The organism is Oscillibacter acetigenes (assembly GCF_025567605.1).
GTDB classification, from domain to species: domain Bacteria; phylum Bacillota; class Clostridia; order Oscillospirales; family Oscillospiraceae; genus Oscillibacter; species Oscillibacter welbionis.
In genome coordinates, this window is the sequence record NZ_JAOQKG010000008.1 from 137,885 (window position 1) to 156,946 (window position 19,062).

Genomic DNA, 19,062 nt, shown 5'->3' on the forward strand with positions numbered 1-19,062 from the left:
GAAGATGCCAGATTTCAGGTGTGCTCAGCAGACTCCCCGCTCTTCTCTCAGCGCGATGTATGATGACCGGGGTGTGTTTGACGCCTATCTGTTTTTAGATGCAAGCCCTGATATTGTTATGGTAGATCCCTGCATGATCTGCCCTCCTCCCGCAAGATTTTAGGTCGCAGGAATGGGTGACGCAATGGTGACATGGTTTGAAACCGGGGCTTGCCTGCACTCGAGAAGCAACAGCCGCGTCGGGGGGCCTCCGGCCATCGCGGATATATGGTTGGCCACCCTCTGCCGGAGAACGGCTATGCGGCAACATTCGCAGGAGAACGCAAGATCTGCACATCTGCCACGGACAACATCATTGAGGTCAGCACCCATCCATCCGGCGTCGGTTTTGAGCGCGGCATTCTAGCGGTGACTCACAGCATCCGGAAATGCTATGCCCTTATTCCTGAGCTGCACAGAATTCTCCACGGCAAGCTGATTCCCTTCTGCACGATTGTTCAGTCGGTACCCAAAAACGCACCGAAAGCAGAAATTGCAGATGCGCTCTTGACTGCAGATACGGCAGGAAGCATTTTTAAGAACAGATAACCCCCAGACTGCTCTCCTTGTTTTTCTGCAGGAAGACGATCAATAATCATCGAACACACAATATCGCTAGGTGCCTATTGCGAAAAAACCGCTCCGCGCGGTACTGCGGCTTTTCCCTGCGCAGCTAATCAAGGTTATATTCAACAATTTGTAGCTGGGCAAATTTATTCCATATTGGCATCATAACGTTGAATGGTTTTTCCTTCTGAATAGACACATGTGTGGTTCTTTTCAAGCTGCGGGTTGGACAGCGCAATTTACTTCCATAAGCAGCTCAATGTTCTCTCTGGTATGACACCGCGGGAATACCGTGCCAATCACTCCACGCAAGTATGCGGTCCTTTGATAGGGCCGGCAGTATGACAACAGTTCATACAGTCCCTTCATCGTGTTTTGGCCGCCTTTTTACTTGGTTGTACCATGGGGCCCCGTATAAACTTTATTTTTATCCTCTTTAACCGCTCTCAATAGTATCCATCTCACAGCAAAGGAAGCCTGCCCCTTTCGGGACAGGCTTCCTCCTTCTCACAGAGCCTCCAGTTTCTGCGCATACGCCTCCCAGTTGATTTGTCGGCTCTTAAAAACTTGGAACCCCAATTTCCCCATCACGCCGGATAGGCCAGACAGGCAGCAGAAACAACCGCTCTTACGTTTCTCATCAGCCGGAATGCCCTGTACCTGCGGTAAAGACCGCTGCCGGGACGCCTCTGCCTCATGAACGCCGGGGCTGTCTCTTTCGCCTTTGTCACACTGTCGGATGGGACATCCCCCGCAGCTCCAATTTGTCAGTGGGCCGTTTTTCATAGCCGCAGACAAGGACCGCCGAAAATTTTTAATTTTCGGCGGTCCTTGGTGCGCCCAGCTGCATTCGAGGCAATGGTCTGCAAAGTTGGAGTTCTCAGTCCGTCAAAGAGAAACTCATTGGAGCACAAGGGGTTCCGTGGAGTTGCACAAATTTCGGCACATTGAGGAGAAGTACCCGGAACCGTTGCACCGCAACAGCTCCGGGTTATTTACAAATAGGTGTCAAACAGTCGTCCAGGCAATTTTTTTCAATCTCGACTCATTTATGCCCATGGAATCCAGTATTTCAAGTGCCGCAAAATGCATCACACATCACATGAAGAATAAAACGATCTTTTCACTGAAATTGGAATGCATCCGCTGTTACTCCACCTTTAGCATCCGGTACCCTACTCCAATGTGCGTCTGAATATATTGCGGAGAATCCGGATCCCGTTCCAACTTCTTGCGCAGGGTGGCCATATAGACCCGGAGAGATGCCACATCGTTTTCCCAACTCCTGCCCCAGATCTGCTGGGCGATGAAGGTGTGCGTCAACACTTTGCCCACATTCTTGCACAGCAGGCATAGCAGCTTGTACTCACTGGGCGTCAGATGCAGTTCCTCTTCGCCCAGAAACGCGCACCCCGCAGCATAATCCACCTTCAGCCTGCCGTTGGTGAATACAGCGCCTTCGTTCACCACTCCGGCCTGCAGGGTAGCCAGCCTGCGCTGGGTTACCCGCAGACGGGCCAACAGTTCCTCCACGGAGAACGGCTTGGTCAGATAGTCATCTGCCCCGGCATCCAGCGCCTCAATCTTATCCGTGTCCTCGCTGCGGGCGCTAATCACAATAATCGGCAGATTCGACCAGGTGCGGACACGGTGAATCACCTCTACGCCATCCAGATCCGGCAGTCCCAAATCCAACAGCATGATGTCCGGATTGTGCGAACTGGCTTCCAGAATAGCGGATTCCCCGTTGGCCGCAGAGAGAAAACGGTAATCGTGCGCCCGCAGAGTCGTTGTGATCAGACTGCGGACAGGCGCATCGTCCTCCACGACCAAAATCAAGGGTTTATTCATGCAATTCAACCTCCTCAATTGGTATGGTAAACGTAAAAACTGTCCCATGGGGCGCGTGGTCAGCCACCGTGATCTCCCCGCCATGGGCCGTGATGATAGACTTGCACAGCGCCAGCCCCAGCCCCATGCTGCGACGGCTGTCGGCAATCCGGTTCGAGGCGCTGTAGAACATGTCAAAAACGCGGGGTTTTGCCGAGTCAGGAATGCCCGGGCCGTTGTCAGCAACCGACAGTGCGGCGAACCGCCCCTGCCGCTCCCAGCTAATCTCAATGTCAGAGCCAGGCGGCGTGTACTTGATCGCATTGTCCACGATATTGATGATGACCTGCACGATCAAATGCGCGTCCATCTGCGCCAGCAGGTACTCGTCGCCGCTCTGGATATGCAGATGGTGCTCCGCGCTTCTGCGGTTGATGTGCCGCAGCGCCTCAGCCACCACTTCACCTATCAGCTCTGTGGACAGGTGCAGATTCATCTGCCCTCCCTCCAGGCGGCTGACGGATAATAGATTCTCCACCAGATTGATGAGCCACATGGCGTCGTCATAAATATCCACATACATCTGATGCTTGGTCTTTGCGTCAAACATATCTCCGTTGGAGAGAAGGTTGCTGGCATTTCCGGAGATGGAGGTGAGCGGTGTGCGCAGGTCGTGGGAAATCGAGCGGAGCAGATTGGCCCGCAGCTGCTCGTTCTTGGCCAGGACCGCAGCCGCCTCTTTCTCCTCCAGGTTTTTCTGGTTTTCCATAGCGAGGGCGCACTCCCCCAGGATCGAGAGGAGCAGTCCGCCTTCAAAGGAATCCATCTCCTCGCCAGAGGCCGCGACGCCTATGACCCCATATACCTGTTCTGCGGTCCGGACGGCCAGATATGTGCAGCACGCATCCGAAAACGTCTCCGTCCCGGCGCCCGCCCGCTTGTTGTTGGTCAGAACCCACTGGGCCGCCTGATGCTCCGATGCGGCGGAGTATTTGCTTTCGGAAAACGCATCATCAACCGGAAAGATCTTCGGCGCGTCCAGCTGTCCCTGATCTGACCGATAGGTGACAATATCGCGCTGAAAAATCTTCAGCAGCTGCCGTGCGGTGACAGAAAGGATCTCGTCCTGGGTTCCGGCCTTCTGCAATTCCTGATTCGTTTCAAACAAAAGCTTGGTCCGCCATGCCAGCTGGGCTGAGTGCTTCGCCAGAGATTTTAGCTTGGCGGCCAGAGAGCCTGTAAGAAGGGATGCCAGAAACATGACCAAAAATGTGACCATATAGTCGCTGGCGTAGATATGCAGTGAAAATCTTGGCTCCGTAAAAAAGAAGTTAAACGCCAAGACGCCCACAACCGAGTTCAGAAAGCTGCAAACCGCGCTCTTTGTGAAGATAGAGGTCAGCATCACCCCCAGGATATAGACTGTGATGATATTGGCCTCGCTCAAGCCCAGATAATAGAAGATAAGGCCCACCAGCGTAGACAGCACCAGGAGCAGAGTGCTTTTCAGCAAATCCAGGAGGGGGACCGCGGGTGCATACAGCTCTTTTTTGTAATGGGAGGCAAACCGCCTTGCTGTTCCAGTGTCAGGAATGATGTGGATGTCCAGTTCCGGTGTGAGCTCAACCAGCCGTTCCGTCAGCGAGGGCTTCCAAAACAGGATGCGGTTGGAAGTCTCTCCACGGCCCAGCACAATCTTGGTCACGCCGGACAGCCTGGAAAATTCGGCGATCTGGTAGGCCACGTCATCGCCATATACCGTCTCGACGGATGCACCCAGTTGTTGAGCCAAACGCAGATTGGCCCTCAGACGGTTCCGATCCGGCTGCGGTATGGACTGAAAATTTTTTGTCTCAACAAACAGCGCCGTAAAGCCGCAGCGGAACGCGTCGGCCATCCGGGCAGCCGTTCGGATGACACGTTCATTGGAAGGTGCTGCGGAAAGGCAGACCAGGACATGCTCCCGGGTCCGGTACCTCTCTCCGCCCCGGCTCTTTTGTGTATCCAGAGCCGTCCGGTCCGCGCAGCGGCGAAGGGCAAGCTCCCGAAGCGCGCTCAATTTGGGCTGTGAATATTCAGACAGCAGATCCGTCCGGTCCTGCCGGATCAGGCGTTCCCGCAGGTCTTCCGGTTCACAGTCCACGAATTCCACGCGCGCGGCCTGATCGAACACCCTGTCCGGAATCCGCTCCTCGGCCGGAGCGCCCAAAATTTCGGAAACGGTGTCCTGAATACTCTCAATGTGCTGTACATCCAGCGTCGTATAGATATCAATCCCTGCCTGCAGCAGTTCTTCAATATCCTGGCAGCGTTTTCTGTGGCGGGAGCCGCCCGCGTTTTCATGAGAGAGCTCGTCGATCAAGAGAAGCCTTGGGCCGCGCTTCAGACAGGCATCCACGTCAAGCTCATAAACGGTCTTCCCCGCCTCCGAAAACGCTTTGAGCGGCAGCGTCTCAAAGCCATCCGCCAAGATCTGCGTCTGCGGCCATTGGCTGCAGGAGAGCAGGCCGACGGCAACATCCTCTCCAGCCCGCACGGCGCGGCCGGCAGCCTCCAGCATCCGGTAGGTCTTTCCCGTGCCGGAGAAATAACCGGCAAAAATCGTAAGGGATCCTTTCCGCCTCCGCTCTCCCCGTCCGACCTGCGCAGAAGTCTCCATATTACCGCCTCCCTTCAAACGGCTCTATTATAGCACGTTTCTACGGTTTCTGTTCACAAATTCTCTGAACAAATTCCGCAGCCAGGGAAGCAGATGTATTCTGTTTCAGCAATATCCTTTGCCGCCGCACGCTTGTGTCGATAGATGACAAGGTCGTGCAATCCTCCACCGCCCGGAAAGAAACCGGCGAAAACAGAAAGTCTCTGCTTTCAAACGCCGCTCCGCCCCCTGTCTCACCGGGGAGAATCGCAACGTCCACATTGCCTGTGCTGAGACATCCCAAAACCTCCGCTTCTCTTCCGAAGGACAGCTCACACCACAAGTCCGGGTGCTGCTCCTTAAGCGCCGACACAGTTTTAAAAACAGGCTGCATCACACAGGGGTCCGATGCCGCGATCTTCAAGCACTCGGCATGCTGCCGCCCCTCCTGCTCTGCCCGCGCCGCATTCAGAAACCTGTCAACCCTTCCCATCATCCAGAAACCGACCAGCGCAAACACGAGAAGGCCGCCAAGCAAAATCATATACTCCATCCCAACCTGTCCTTTCCATGCCTGGAGCCGCAGCCGCTAGATGTGGAAGCATTTTTGAACGTTCTGGTTTGTTCCCAAAACCAGCATGGTGCTGTTGGCCGGGAGACAGGTCTCCGGCGTAATGACCGTCATGGCGAAGTGTCCGTTCTGCTTGATGGCCAGTATGCTCACATGATGCCGTTTCCTGACATCCAGCTGGCCGATGGTCTTGCCGACCCAGTTATCCGGAACCTGAATCTCAAAGATGGCATGATCGTCCCCCAGCGCGATATAGTCCGAAATATTATCCGAGCTGTATCGGATGGCGGTCCAGACCGCGATCTGCCGCTCTGGGTAGACGACCTCGTCCGCCCCGTTTCGCAGCAGGAATTTGGCCTGAATGTCCCGTGCGGCCCGGGCCACCACCTTTTTCGCCCCCGCCTCCTTCAGCAGGGAAGCCGTCTCCAGAGAACTCTGGAAATTATCGCCGATAGCGACGATACATACATCAAAGTTTCGCACCCCCAAAGAGGCCAAAAATTCCTCGTTTGTGCTGTCTCCGATCTGGGCGCTGGTCACATAGGGCAAAATCCGGTTGACTTTTTCCTCGTCCTGATCCACCGCCATCACCTGATGGTTCAATTCGTGGAGCTTCATGGCCACATGGCGGCCGAAGCGGCCTAAACCGATCAGCAAAATTGTCTTCATGTATTTCATCCTCTTTATTTACAGATTCACCCTACCGTAATCCGCTCCTGCGGCAGTCGGGCGCTGGAATTCTGGGTGCTGGAAAGGGCAGCGAATATCAGCGTCAGCCCCCCTACCCGTCCAAAGAACATCAGGCCGATCAAAATCAGGCGTGAGACCGTATGCAGCTGCGGCGTCAGTCCCAAGGACAGGCCCACAGTTCCGATGGCCGAAGCCGTTTCAAACAGGCTGTCCAGAATAGGCTGCCCCTCCATTCGGCTGATTACCAGTCCTCCGGCCAGAAACAGCCCCAGATACATCGCAAAAATTGTCGCCGCTTGGGAGATGGTCTCTTTGGAGATCCGGCGGTTAAAGAAATGCGGATACTCATTGCGCCGAAAAACCGCCAGCGCGTTCGCCAGAAGAACCGCCAGCGTTGTCGTTTTCATGCCGCCCGCAGTGGAGCCTGGCGAACCACCTATGAGCATCAGCATGGTGATAATCGTCTGCCCGCTTTCGCTCATAGCGGTCAAATCCGCCGTATTAAAACCCGCAGTTCGGGGCGTGACCGCCTGGAAAAAGGATAAGAGGAGTCGCTTCCCCACAGGCTCCCGCGCAAACTCGAACAGGAAGAAATAGATGCCGGGAAGCAGAATCAGACTGCCGGTGACCACCAGAATCACCTTGCTCTGCATCCGGTATCTGGTTATGTGCAGGCGGTTCGTACGGATGTCATCCCAAGTCAAGAATCCAATGCCGCCGATGATAATTAGCAGCGGGATCGCAACGGAGACCACCGGGTTGTCCGCGTAATCCACAAGAGACGAAAAGGGCTCCTTGATCCCCATCAAGTCGAATCCCGCATTGCAAAAGGCGGAAATAGAGTGAAACAGGGCATACCAAAGTCCCTTTATCAAGCCGAATTCCTGCCAGAAAACGGGGAACAGCGCGGCAGCCCCCAACAGCTCTACCACCAAGGCAGTTTTCAGGATAAAACCTGTCAGGCGCACGACCCCGCCCACATTCGGCGCAGCGATGGCCTCCTGCATCGTGCTGCGCTGCATCAGGCCGATCCGGCGCCCGGAGAGGATACCGAAAGCACCGGCCACGGTTACCACCCCAAGGCCCCCGATCTGGATAAGCAATACGATGATGAACTGTCCGAAATTCGACCAGTAAGTAGCAGTGTCGTGAACAACCAGGCCTGTCACGCATACCGCCGACGTGGCAGTAAACAGAGCATCCGAAAACGGCGTGACAACACCTTCTTTTGTGGCAACCGGAAGCATCAGCAGGAAGCTCCCCAGCAGAATCACCAAGAGAAATCCGAATATGATGATCCGAAACGGAGACGACCAGCTTTTATGAAAAGGCCGCTGCGTAAGCCCCACCCCTTAATATGTCTTTATGGAGTCTTAATCACATTATCCACTTTTCGTCTTAAAGGGGCATTAATTTTTAAGGGCTCGTATTAAAATTGTATTAAGGCCCTCTTCACAGGTACCCAAACGCCAAGGCCAGCGGCAGTACAAGAACGGTGGAGCAAATACATACCGCCGACAGCGTCACCAGAGGCATCCCGATAAAAATCAATAGAAATCCAAGGATCTTGTGTTGAAGCAGGAAATGCTCCACGAGCCCATCACACATGCGCTCAAAATGCAGGAGCCTCGTTTTCCAGGTCATCATAATCATCCCTTCCTTTGACCTTATCATACTGCTTTTCAGCTTAAATCGGGAAAAAGAAAGCGTTTCCCGTATTAAGGAATCATAAGAGGCTGAAAGGCGAACCGGATGTACCGGTCCGCCTTTCAGCCTTATTTCAGAATCTCTCGGTCATTGGTTGAGCGGGAACAGGACTTTCATCAGCACCTGCTCTGCCGCCTCGGAATGGTCTACACCGAAATAGATGCGGTGTCCTTCCTTGTCCAGCAGCTCAAATTGTCCGTCCTTACAGAAAAAGCGAATGTTCTCTTCCTCCAGAACACGATAGAGCGCTAAATGCCACTCGATCCAGTTTGGAACAGCTCCCTGGAGCATTGCATCTCTGAGCCATTCGAATTCCGGCAGAAATAGCCGCTTTCCCAAAAACATCCGCCACAGTTCGCATTTCTGCTGAAGCGTCAGTCCGGAAAGCCATCCGACCGGGTCCGCGCTCTCCTCTTCTTCAAGTGAGACATAGCAATAGGAGAGTGTCCGGTCAATTCTTGCCAGCCGCTGCTGTTCCAGAAAATCGGCGTACTCCCACTCCAGGGCCACGGCAGCAGACTTTTTCTCCACCGCGTCCAGCAAACGGAACATACAGTCCGCCGCCAGAGGATCCGGGAACTTCACGCAGAAGTACAGGTCTCTCAATTCCGCACATGGAATCCCGGAGACGTTCTTCTGCTGGATAGTGGGGGCTGTCCCCTCCTTTGTGAAGGACAGCTCGACCAGCTCATCCTGGCTTCCCATTCCAAATACCTGCACAGGCCATGCCTGATTGATCGCATAGATCAGCGGGCCGAAAATCTGTGCAAACTCCGCAACCGGGAACGTCAGCACCTCATAGCCGAACTGCAGGTACGGCTCCTCACTTTTGCAAAAGATTCTGGGACTCTGGCCGATCCAGTCCTTTATGGACTCCGCCAGGCAAATCATCAGCCACGCCGGGGTCTCGTTCGTAACAGTGACCTGCGGCTCATACCGCTTTTCCAGCGTTTTCTCAAAATGAAACTGCATACCAGTGTCCTCTGCCCAAGAAGGCATCCGGGGCCCGTGATTACTTGGAGATCTCGCCCACCAGGCCCATGGCCAGGGCGATGTCCAGATTCACGCCCAGCACGTTGACGGTCTCCTCTCCGAACACGCCCAGGGTCTTGCCCTTGGTGTTGTCGGCGATGATCTGGCGCACCTCATCCTCACTGAGGCCGGAGGCCTCCACAATGCGGGGAATCTGCACCTCCGCAGAGGCGGGAGAGATGTGGGGATCCAAGCCGGAGCCGGAGGCAGTCATCAGGTCAGTGGGGATATCCTCCCGGCTGACACCGGGATTCTTCTCCAGGAATTCCTCGATGTCCGCTTCCACCCGCTCCGTCAGGGCGGGGTTGGAGGGGGCGTAGTTGTTGGAGCCGGAGCTCAGGCCGGCGAATTCAGAACCGTCGTTGTAGTACTGCTCCACCTGGCCGTCGCCGTCGGTGTCCTCTTCATAGTAAGTATTGTAATTGTACGCGGAGGGACGGCACCACATAAAGTAATCCTCGGTGAAGTCCTGACCCACGTTCTTGGCGCCCACGGCGATGCCGTCTGCCGTCACCAGAGAGCCCTTGGCCTGGCTGGGGAAAATCACAGCAGAGAGGCCGCTGAGCAGCACCGGAAATACCAGGCCGCACAGCACCAGCAATACCACGGTGACCAGAACGGCCTGCCGGATATTGTGGCCAATGCCATGTTTCTTCTCGTTCATCATTCAGGTTCCTCCTTACATACCAAAGCCGAGGGCAGCCAGCACCGGGGCGATGATCAGGTCAATGATCTTGATGCCCACGAAGGGGGCGATGATGCCGCCCAGGCCGTAGATCATCATGTTCCGGCCCAGCATCTTCCCGGAGGACATGGGGCGGTACTTGACGCCCTTCATGGCCAGGGGGATCAGGCAGGGGATGATAATGGCGTTGAAGATCAGCGCGGACAGGATGGCGCTGTAAGAGGTCGCCAGCCCCATGATGTTCAGCACGTTCAGCTCAGGAACAGCCAGCTTGAACATGGCCGGGATGATGGCGAAGTACTTGGCCACGTCGTTCGCGATGGAGAAGGTGGTCAGGGAGCCGCGGGTGATCAGCAGTTGCTTGCCGATCTCCACCACTTCCAGGATCTTGGTGGGGTCGGAATCCAGGTCCACCATGTTGGCCGCTTCCTTGGCGGCAGTGGTGCCGGAGTTCATGGCCAGGCCCACGTTGGCCTGTGCCAGGGCGGGGGCGTCGTTGGTTCCGTCGCCGGTCATGGCGACGATCTTGCCCTCGGCCTGCTCCTTCTTGATCAGGGCGATCTTGTCCTCAGGCTTGCACTCTGCCACAAAGCCGTCCACGCCGGCTTCCTTGGCGATGGTGGCCGCGGTCAGGGGGTTGTCGCCGGTGCACATGATGGTCTTGATGCCGATGGCCCGCAGGCGCTCGAACCGCTCCACCATGCCGGGCTTCACCGTATCCTTCAGGTAGATGACGCCCAGGACCTTGTTGTTCTCGCACACCACCAGAGGCGTGCCGCCCAGGGAGGAGACCTCCTCCACATGGGTGCGGAGATCCGCGGGGACCTTGCCGCCGTTTTCCTTCACATACTGCTCAATGGCGTCGCTGGCGCCCTTGCGCACCTTGGTGCCGTCAGGCAGGTCCACGCCGCTCATGCGGGTCTGGGCCGTGAACTCCAGGAAGCTGGAACCCGCGGGCTCCACGCTGTTATCGCCGAGGCGGCGGGCCAGCTCCAGAGTGGACTTGCCCTCCGGGGTGTCATCGTGGAGACTGGTGAGGGCCGCGCAGCGGATCAGATCGCTGCGGCTGGCGCCCTCCACCGGGAAGAAGTCGGCGGCCAAGCGGTTGCCGAAGGTGATGGTGCCGGTCTTATCCAGGATCATGGTATCCACGTCGCCGCAGGCCTCCACTGCCTTGCCGCTCATGGCAATGACGTTGAAGCGGGTGACACGGTCCATGCCCGCGATGCCGATGGCGGACAGCAGGCCGCCGATGGTGGTGGGGATCAAGCAGACCAGCAGGGCGATCAGGGTGGAGACGGGGATCTGTACGCCGCTGTATACGGCGAAGGGATACATGGTCACCACCACGATCAGGAAGATGATGGTCAGGGACACCAGCAGGGTGTTCAGTGCGATCTCATTGGGGGTCTTTTTGCGGCTGGCGCCCTCCACCAGGGCGATCATCCGGTCCAGGAAGCTGTTGCCCGGCTCGGAGGTGATGCGGATCTTCAGCCAGTCAGACACCAGCGTGGTGCCGCCGGTGACGGAGCAGAAGTCGCCGCCGCTCTCGCGGACCACGGGGGCGGACTCGCCGGTGATGGCGGACTCATCCACGGAGGCGATGCCCTCAATGACCTCGCCGTCGCCGGGGATGACCTCGCCAGCCACCACCAGAACGATGTCGCCCTTTTTCAGCTCACTGGAACGGACGATGGTCTCGCTGCCGTCCTCATGGAGCAGGTGGGCTTCCGTGTCCTTCTGTGTCTTTTTCAGGCTGGCGGCCTGGGCCTTGCCCCGGCCTTCCGCCACAGCCTCGGCGAAGTTGGCGAACAGCACCGTGATGAACAGGATCACGCATACGATGATGTCGTAGATCCGCAGGGAGCCTGCGTCCACGTCCCCGAACAGGCCGGGGAAGAAGGAGAGCAGCAGGGTGATGAAGCAGCCGATCTCCACCACAAACATCACGGGGTTACGCATCATATAGCGGGGATTGAGCTTGACGAACGCGCCCTTCACCGCCCCCCGGAGGATCTCCGGGGTGATAAATTTCTTATTTTGTTTCTTACTCATATGAAAACGCCCTCCTTAGGCCCACAGGGTCAGATGCTCTGCGATGGGGCCAAGCGCCAGCGCGGGGAAGAAGGTCAGCGCTGCGAAGATGTAGACTACGAACACCAAGATCACAGCGAAGGACAGGGTGTCCGTGCGCAGGGTGCCCACGGTCTCGTTGACAAACCGCTTGCGCATCAGGGAACCGGCGATGGCCAGCTGGATCACGATGGACAGGTACCGGCCGAAGAACATGGCCAGGCCTGCGGTGATGTTCCAGAAGTAGCTGTTGTCTGCCAGACCCTCAAAGCCGGAGCCGTTGTTGGCCGCGGAAGAGGCGTACTCATACAGCACCTGGCTCAGGCCGTGGAAACCCGGGTTGGTGATTCCCTCCAGGCCGCCGGAGGTGGAGACCGCCAGCGCGGAGAAGAACAGGATCAGGAAGGGATGGATGATGATGCACAGCGCGGTGAGCTTCATCTCCCGGCCCTCGATCTTCTTGCCCAGGTATTCGGGCGTACGGCCAATCATCAGGCCGCAGATGAACACTGCCAGGATGGCGTACATAATCATGTTCATCAGGCCGACGCCCTTGCCGCCGAAGACCACGTTCAGCATCATGTGCAGCAAGGGGATCATGCCGCCCAGAGGCGTCAGGGTATCGTGCATGTTGTTGACGGTGCCGGTGGTGAAAGAGGTCGTGGTGGTGGTGAACATGGCCGACTGGGCGATGCCGAACCGGACCTCCTTGCCCTCCATGCTGCCCATGGACTGATCCAGGCCGATCTTTGCCAGAGCCGGGTTGCCCTGGAGCTCCGACCAGTAGCACACGCCCAGGCCGACCAGGAAGATGATACCCATGGCCAGGAAGATCGTGCGGCCCTCCCAGCCGTAGATGGACGCCGTCAGGCTGTGGTCCTTCAGGCGGGGGCCCTGCTCAGCTCCGCCCGCAGACAGCTGGCCGGCGGATTCGCTGCCGGCCAGCGCCTTGTCGCCGGCGGCATCCTTCTTCTTGCGGCCGCGCACCATCTTGCCGAAGGTGATGACGCAGGCGCCGGGGAAGAGCATCATGGAGTACAGCTCGATCATGTCAGAGATGATCGTGGGGTTCTCCAGCGGGGTGGTGGAGTTTGCGCCCAGGAAGCCGCCGCCGTTGGTGCCCAGGTGCTTGATGATCTCAAGTGCGGCGATGGGACCCATGGCGATGGTCTGGAAGGTGCCCTCCAGTGTATTCACCACGATGTTGGCGTCGAAGTTCTGGGGCACGCCCTGCCACACCAGCAGCAGGCCGCCCACGATGGAGAACGGCAGCAGCAGGCGGGTGGTGATGCGGGTCAGGTCGGCGAAGAAGTTGCCCACGTCGTCCTTGGTCTTGCCGGTCAGCCCGCGGATGAACGCGATGCAGGCAGCGTAGCCGCTGGCGGCAGAGACGAACATCATGAAGATGATGACCAGCATCTGGCTTAAGTAGCTCAGTCCGGACTCGCCGGAGTAATGCTGCAGGTTCGTGTTGGTCATGAAGCTGATGATGGTGTTGAACGCCAGGGTCGGCTCCATGTTGCCGATGCTGTTGGGGTTGAAGATCCCGACGCTCTGAATGCGCAGGATCAGGTAGCCGATGGCCACCATGACCGCGTTGGTTCCCACCAGAGCCAGAGCGTACTGTCTCCAGTTCATACCCTGATGGGGATTCACGCCGCCGATTTTGTAAATGACGCCGTCCAGACGGTCAAAGACCGGGTCGGCCAGTGTGTGGTTCCATGTGGCGATATGATACATATACCGTCCAACCGGAATGACAATGATCAGAAAGATGATGATTGTCAGCGCCAGCTGCAACATATCGTATTCCTCCTATTTTCTGCGGTATCAGGCATCTCAGAAACGCTCCGGATGCACCAGCGCGTAAACGAGATAAGCGCCCAGCAGCAGAACGATAATTCCAAGTGCAATCATGGTTATGATCTCCTTTCTGCGCTTACGACTCCGGGTCGTCCAGCTGTTTCTGACACCAGCGGATCAGCAGCCATACCAGGCCGAAGCTGACCGCCAGGGTGCCTACCATCAATACATCCATCATCTTGAAAACTCCTTTCTTCTTTGGAGCTGCCCGCAGGCTGCACACATCATCGTCTCCGGAAGAGTCCGCCACGCGGCGATCCCAATGGCAGCAGCGGCGGCCACTTGAATCAGCAGATACTCCTTCATAAGATTCTCCTTTCGCTCCGGGTAGCAGGCACAGATGCCCCCTATTCTCCCGTTCGCGTTTTCTAGAATAGCGCAGCGCGTTATAAAAGGGGATTAAGAAATTTCTGGCGGTATTAACAAAACATTAATGAAAAACCGCCGTCCTGGACGCTCATTTCACGCCGTCTGTCCGAACTGCGGGCAGGGTGAACCGGAAGGTTGTCCCCGATGGTGCGTGATCGGAGACGGTGATCGTCCCCCCGTGGGCATTGACGATAGACTGGCAGAGATGCAGTCCCAGCCCCAGTCCCCGCTTGCTGTCAGGCTTTCCCTGCTCCGCGGTATAAAACAGATCGAACAGGTGCTTTTTCGCCTCATCCGGGATCCCGGGGCCATCATCAGAGACGCTGATCTCCACCCAGTCCTTCCTGCGGGTCCCGCTCAGAATGATATGGGAGTCCTTGGGCGTATATTGGATCGCATTGTTCATCATGTTGATGATGACCCTCTGAATCATCCCCGCGTTCATGGACGCCATGAGCGTCTGGTCCTCCAGATCAACTGAGATGTGGTGGTCCCTTGCCCGCCGGTCCAACTGCCGGACAGCACTTTGAAACAGATCCTCCAGCAGTTCGGGAGCGGTTTTCAGCTTGGTCCTGTCAGTTTCCAGCTGTGTGGCTGCCAGCAGATTTTCCGTCATGTTGATGAGCCAGTTCGTGTCATCGTCAATCGCGGTATACAGCTGCTCGCGCACTTCCGGCTTGAGCGTCTGATCCTTCCCCATCAGGATGCCCACACTGCCGTTGATATTGGTGAGCGGTGTGCGCAGATCGTGTGAGACCGCCCGGAGCAGATTGGCCTGGAGGCTCTCCCGCTGGGTCTGGAGCGCGATCTGGTTCCGCTCCTCCTCCAGACGAATACGCTCCTGGCTGAGGCCGCACTCTCCCAGGAGTGCCACCATCAGGTTTTTTTCAAAAGCGTCCGGGACCACATAACCAGCAATGGGAACTCCTACGATCCCCATCACGCCGCGGGTGCCCCGCACGGAAAGAAACAGCCATTTTGAGTCCGGAAGCGTATTCGTGGTGGCGCCGGCGTGCTTGTTGTTTTTCTGCACCCATTTGGCGACGCCGATCTCTTCCGTGCTCAGCTTTTCCAGAAGCGTGTGTTCGTCCGCCGGCTCGATCCGGAAGTCCAGCTCCTTGTCGGCGTCGTTCAGGGCATAAATGACCGGCCGGTCAAACATGCGGCTGAGCTGCTCCGCCGTCAGGCGCAGACAGTCCCACTCCGTCCGGATGGTCTGCAGCTTTTGGCTGCTTCCCAGCAGCAGCTCCGTATAGTAGCTCTTTTCCGCCGCCATGCGGGCCTGCTCCTTCACGCGGCTGGCCAGAGAGCTGGCGATGATGCTGGATGAGAGCATAATCAGGAACGTGACGGGATAGCTGGGCCCGTCAGCCTGGAGGGTGAAGCGCGGCTCGGTAAAAAAGAAGTTGAACGCCAGCACGCTCAGCAGGGAGTTGGCTGCTCCATACAGATGCCCGCTGGTGCTGACTGCTGTCACCAATACGCCCAGAATGTAGATCGTGATGATGTTGGATTCGCTGAAGCCCGCCCAATCAAAGGCAAACCCCACCGCTGTGGAGATCGCCAGGCACAGCAGCGTGACCACGGCGTCTCTCCAGGAAAAGCGGACTCTGGACTTCCGGAGCTTTCCAAGGGGCTTTTTATAGAGCGGCTGGCGGTCCGGAATGATATACACATCCAGGTCCGTCCGCTCGATCAACCGGTCGGCCAGACTTTTCTGCCCGATCCAGGGGTGCTGCCGGTGATTCACGCGCCCCATGACGATTTTCGTGATACCGCTGACCCGGGCGTACTCCGCGATCTGTTCCGCCGGGTCCGCGCCATAGACGGTGGCGATCTGTGCGCCCAGCTGTTCCGCCAGGCGCAGGTTGCTCCGCAGGCGTTTGATATTCTCTCCGGACAGCTCCTTGGTCTCCGGTGTCTGGACAAAGAGCGCCGTGAAGCCGCTGTGGAACGCCTCGGCCATCCGGGCGGCCGTGCGGATCACCTTGGCGTTGGAGGGGGCTGAGGACAGGCAGATCAGAATATGGTCTCCCGCCCGCGCGGCCTTCCCCTTTTTCTCCTGGACCGCCGTGCGGTTGAGCTGGTCCGCTGTCCGGCGCATGGCGATCTCCCGCAGGGCCGTCAGATTCTCGGCGGTAAAAAAATTCTCCAGCGCCTGCTTCGCCTGGCGCTGCCGGTAAATCTTCCCCTCCTCCAGCCGCTTTTCCAGGTCAGCGGGCGCAATGTCCACCAGTTCCACCTGGTTGGCGCGGTCAAACACGTGATCCGGGATCCGTTCGTTCACCACGATCCCTGTGATGGAGGTGACAAGATCGTTCAGAGATTCCAGGTGCTGCACGTTTACTGTGGTATAGACATTGATCCCCGCCTGCAGCAGCTCCTCCACATCCTGATACCGCTTGGTGTGGCGGCAGCCCGGGGCGTTGCTGTGAGCCAGTTCATCCACCAGGATCAACTGTGGTCTGCGCGCCAGGGCTCCGTCCAGGTCAAACTCCCGCAGCCGGATCCCCCGGTAGTCCACCTCCCTGCATGAGAGGACCTCCAGCCCTTCCAGCAGCGCCAGTGTATCCGGCCTGGCGTGGGGCTCCACATAGCCGACCACCACGTCGACGCCTTCTTTCTGCGCCTGATGGGCTGCCTCCAGCATAGCGTAGGTCTTGCCCACGCCTGCCGCGTACCCGAAAAAGATCTTCAGTCTTCCGGTGCCTCCGGTCTCCGCCTCTCCGTACCGGGGGGAATAGGGAGTGCTGTTCTCTGTTTTTTCCATATATCTTCATCTCCCATGATTCTGGATCGGAATTCAACAGCCTTATCCTATCATGCAGGATACCATAATTATATAAGTATTTCGCCCACAGCATTAAGATTGGATTAAGAGGCGTGTAGGCGGCGTATATCCCAGCTTTCGCATTTCCTTTCTGGAGCCCATTCAGAAGCTCCGCCCCCACCTCACACGCAATGAAATGGAATCTTAATGCCCGCTGAGCAGAACTTAATCCCATTTTAATAAATCACAGCCCATAATATGGGCAAACCAGCGCTCGATTCAATTACGATGTGAAGATGGAGGAGACATGATCGAATTTGAAGACGTTCGCATCGCCTACAAAGATAAGCCTGTGTTGGACGGTGTTTCGCTGACAATCCATGACCGCGAATTTTTCGTTTTGATCGGTTCCAGCGGATGCGGCAAGACCACCCTGCTGAAGAGCATCAACAAGCTGCTTCCCCTGCGGGGAGGCTCGCTTTCCATCGACGGCATTCCCGTAGAACAGATCAAGGTCCAGGACCTTCCCAAAAAGGTTGGATATGTGGTACAGTCGGGCGGCCTGTTCCCCCACCTGACGGTGGAAGAAAACATCGCCCTCACCATGCAGATCGCCCGTTTTTCCAAAGAGGCCATCCGGGACCGGGTCGATAAGATGCTGAAGATGGTCAATCTGGACCCGGAAATCTACCGGGGCCAGTACCCATCCCAGCTCTCCGGCGGTCAGCAGCAGCGGGTGGGCATCGCCCGGGCTTTTGCCGCCAATCCGCCCATCGTCCTGATGGATGAACCTTTCTCCGCCCTGGATCCCATGACCCGGGCGGAGCTGCAGAACGAAATCCATGATCTGCAGACCAAGGCGCAAAAAACGGTGGTCTTCGTCACGCACGACATGGACGAAGCCATCAAGCTGGCCGACCGCATCTGCATCATTCAGGATGGAAAAGTCGCCCAGTGTGACACCCCGGAAAACATTCTAAAGCACCCTGCGAACCAGTACGTCACAGAGTTCATCGGCGCCAACCGGCTGTGGGCCAACCCGGAATATATCCGCGCAGCGGACATCATGCGCCGCCGTCCCTTCACTATTTCAAAGGGGCGCACCGTCATCCAGGCCCTGCAGATCATGAGGCACAACAGCGTGGACAGCCTGCTGGTGCTGGATAAGGGGCAGACGCTCCTGGGTGTCGTCTGGCTGGAGGAGCTGATCGGAAAGCGGGAGGCCGACCCCATAGAATACTACATATCCGATGATTACATCGCCGTGGAGGGGGAAACTTCCCTGAAAGAGATCATCGCCACCATTGATTACGATGTGTCCGGCATTATTCCCGTGATCCAGCATGACCGGAAGCTGCTCGGCTATTTGACGAAGAGCATCATTCTGGCCACCATGAGCAAGCAGTTCGTTCCGGAACATACCGCCGGAGAAAGGAGCGGAGTGATATGTCCCGCTACACTTTGATGGATTATTTCTCCATTTATGTGGAGGAGTGGGACAGTCTGCTGGAGGAGTTTCTCCGGCACCTGGCCATGACCAGCTTCTCCGTGGTGCTGGCCCTGATCATCGCCGTTCCCCTCGGCATCTTCATCACCCGGAACAAAGCGGTATCCAATGTGGTGATCGGAATCGCCAACGTGATGCAGTCCATCCCCTGTATGGCGCTGCTCGCCATGGGCATTCCCTTTCTGGGCGTGGGTGAGACGCTGGCCATTTTCATGGTATTCGTCTATGCGTTCCTTCCCATTTTGAAAAATACATATACCGGCATCTCCGGCATTTCCCCCGTTTCCATGGAAGTGGCCCGGGGCATCGGCCTGACCCGGATGCAGCAGCTGCGCCGGGTGGAGCTGCCCATGGCCATGCCGTACATCATGTCCGGCATCCGCATCGCCGCGGTGAGCTCTGTGGGCACCATGACCATCGCCGCCTTCGCCGGTGCCAACGGCCTGGGCTCCTTCATCCAGCTGGGCATGAACTCCCTGAATTACCCCATGACGATCATGGGAGCCGTGGCCGCCGCGCTGATGGCACTGACTCTGGATTTCCTCCTGGGCCGCGTGGAGCGGGCCTTCACCAGCGAGGGACTGCTGCCTCAGGACCAGATCAAAAACCTGAGCCTGTCGGTCCGGTCCCGCCGGAAGGCGATGGCCGCCGCGCTGTGCGGAGCCCTGCTGGTGGTTTCTGTGGCATCCTACGCCTCTATCATCGCATGAGTCCTCTGTGA

The 19,062-nt window shown here is 57.2% G+C and carries 16 protein-coding genes; 3 read left to right on the forward strand and 13 right to left on the reverse strand.

The annotated features are described in order from the left end of the window. Window positions 1–210 precede the first annotated feature (210 nt). Window positions 211–588 (forward strand): dehydroquinate synthase/iron-containing alcohol dehydrogenase family protein, encoded by a 378-nt coding sequence (locus tag OCV80_RS15730; RefSeq protein WP_136891619.1) that lies wholly within the window; start codon window positions 211–213, stop codon window positions 586–588. 1,167 nt (window positions 589–1,755) lie between these two features. On the opposite strand, the gene OCV80_RS15735 is transcribed toward OCV80_RS15730, so the two are convergent. The 13 genes from OCV80_RS15735 to OCV80_RS15790 all read right to left on the reverse strand — a co-directional run bounded on the left by OCV80_RS15735 (window position 1,756) and on the right by OCV80_RS15790 (window position 16,834). Further along, a complete protein-coding gene (locus tag OCV80_RS15735; protein ID WP_021750429.1) occupies window positions 1,756–2,457 on the reverse strand; it encodes a response regulator in 702 nt (233 codons plus the stop codon). Further along, entirely contained in the window at window positions 2,450–5,095 is a 2,646-nt protein-coding gene (locus OCV80_RS15740; RefSeq protein WP_025543701.1) for a sensor histidine kinase, read from the reverse strand. Before OCV80_RS15740 ends, OCV80_RS15735 begins: the two co-directional genes overlap by 8 nt. Before the next feature lie 40 nt (window positions 5,096–5,135). Then, window positions 5,136–5,627: a LysR family transcriptional regulator gene (locus tag OCV80_RS15745; RefSeq protein WP_119310766.1), complete on the reverse strand. Its 492-nt coding sequence runs from the start codon at window positions 5,625–5,627 to the stop codon at window positions 5,136–5,138. A gap of 36 nt (window positions 5,628–5,663) precedes the next feature. Next, window positions 5,664–6,314, reverse strand: coding sequence for a potassium channel family protein (locus OCV80_RS15750; RefSeq protein WP_025543703.1), 651 nt, complete (start codon window positions 6,312–6,314; stop codon window positions 5,664–5,666). Window positions 6,315–6,340: 26 nt separating this feature from the next. Further along, window positions 6,341–7,684, reverse strand: coding sequence for a TrkH family potassium uptake protein (locus OCV80_RS15755; RefSeq protein ID WP_119310765.1), 1,344 nt, complete (start codon window positions 7,682–7,684; stop codon window positions 6,341–6,343). 103 nt (window positions 7,685–7,787) lie between these two features. Continuing rightward, the gene (locus OCV80_RS15760; protein WP_025543705.1) at window positions 7,788–7,982 is read right to left on the reverse strand and encodes a hypothetical protein; all 195 of its coding nucleotides are present in this window, start codon (window positions 7,980–7,982) and stop codon (window positions 7,788–7,790) included. A gap of 147 nt (window positions 7,983–8,129) precedes the next feature. Next, on the reverse strand, window positions 8,130–9,014 hold the full coding sequence (locus OCV80_RS15765) for a hypothetical protein (RefSeq protein ID WP_025543706.1): 885 nt from the start codon (window positions 9,012–9,014) through the stop codon (window positions 8,130–8,132). Between the two features lie 40 nt (window positions 9,015–9,054). Beyond that, entirely contained in the window at window positions 9,055–9,738 is a 684-nt protein-coding gene (gene kdpC, locus OCV80_RS15770; RefSeq protein WP_025543707.1) for a K(+)-transporting ATPase subunit C, read from the reverse strand. A gap of 15 nt (window positions 9,739–9,753) precedes the next feature. Then, window positions 9,754–11,814, reverse strand: coding sequence for a potassium-transporting ATPase subunit KdpB (kdpB, locus tag OCV80_RS15775; RefSeq protein WP_021750421.1), 2,061 nt, complete (start codon window positions 11,812–11,814; stop codon window positions 9,754–9,756). 15 nt (window positions 11,815–11,829) lie between these two features. After that, complete coding sequence (locus tag OCV80_RS15780; RefSeq protein WP_021750420.1) at window positions 11,830–13,635, reverse strand: potassium-transporting ATPase subunit KdpA; 1,806 nt, start codon at window positions 13,633–13,635, stop codon at window positions 11,830–11,832. 36 nt (window positions 13,636–13,671) lie between these two features. After that, window positions 13,672–13,749 carry a K(+)-transporting ATPase subunit F gene (gene kdpF / locus OCV80_RS16655; protein WP_081692053.1) on the reverse strand — a complete coding sequence of 26 codons (78 nt, stop codon included), beginning with the start codon at window positions 13,747–13,749 and terminating at the stop codon, window positions 13,672–13,674. A 120-nt stretch (window positions 13,750–13,869) separates the two neighbouring features. Then, window positions 13,870–14,001, reverse strand: coding sequence for a hypothetical protein (locus OCV80_RS15785; protein WP_021750419.1), 132 nt, complete (start codon window positions 13,999–14,001; stop codon window positions 13,870–13,872). Window positions 14,002–14,152: 151 nt separating this feature from the next. Further along, window positions 14,153–16,834, reverse strand: a complete 2,682-nt coding sequence (locus OCV80_RS15790; protein WP_021750418.1) for a sensor histidine kinase — start codon at window positions 16,832–16,834, stop codon at window positions 14,153–14,155. Between the two features lie 307 nt (window positions 16,835–17,141). On the opposite strand from OCV80_RS15790, the gene OCV80_RS15795 reads away from it, so the two are divergent. Both OCV80_RS15795 and OCV80_RS15800 read left to right on the forward strand, forming a co-directional pair. After that, a complete protein-coding gene (locus tag OCV80_RS15795; RefSeq protein ID WP_021750417.1) occupies window positions 17,142–18,299 on the forward strand; it encodes an ABC transporter ATP-binding protein in 1,158 nt (385 codons plus the stop codon). Further along, complete coding sequence (locus OCV80_RS15800) at window positions 18,281–19,051, forward strand: ABC transporter permease (RefSeq protein ID WP_025543709.1); 771 nt, start codon at window positions 18,281–18,283, stop codon at window positions 19,049–19,051. The genes OCV80_RS15795 and OCV80_RS15800 overlap by 19 nt, the downstream gene beginning before the upstream one ends. Window positions 19,052–19,062: the final 11 nt, after the last annotated feature.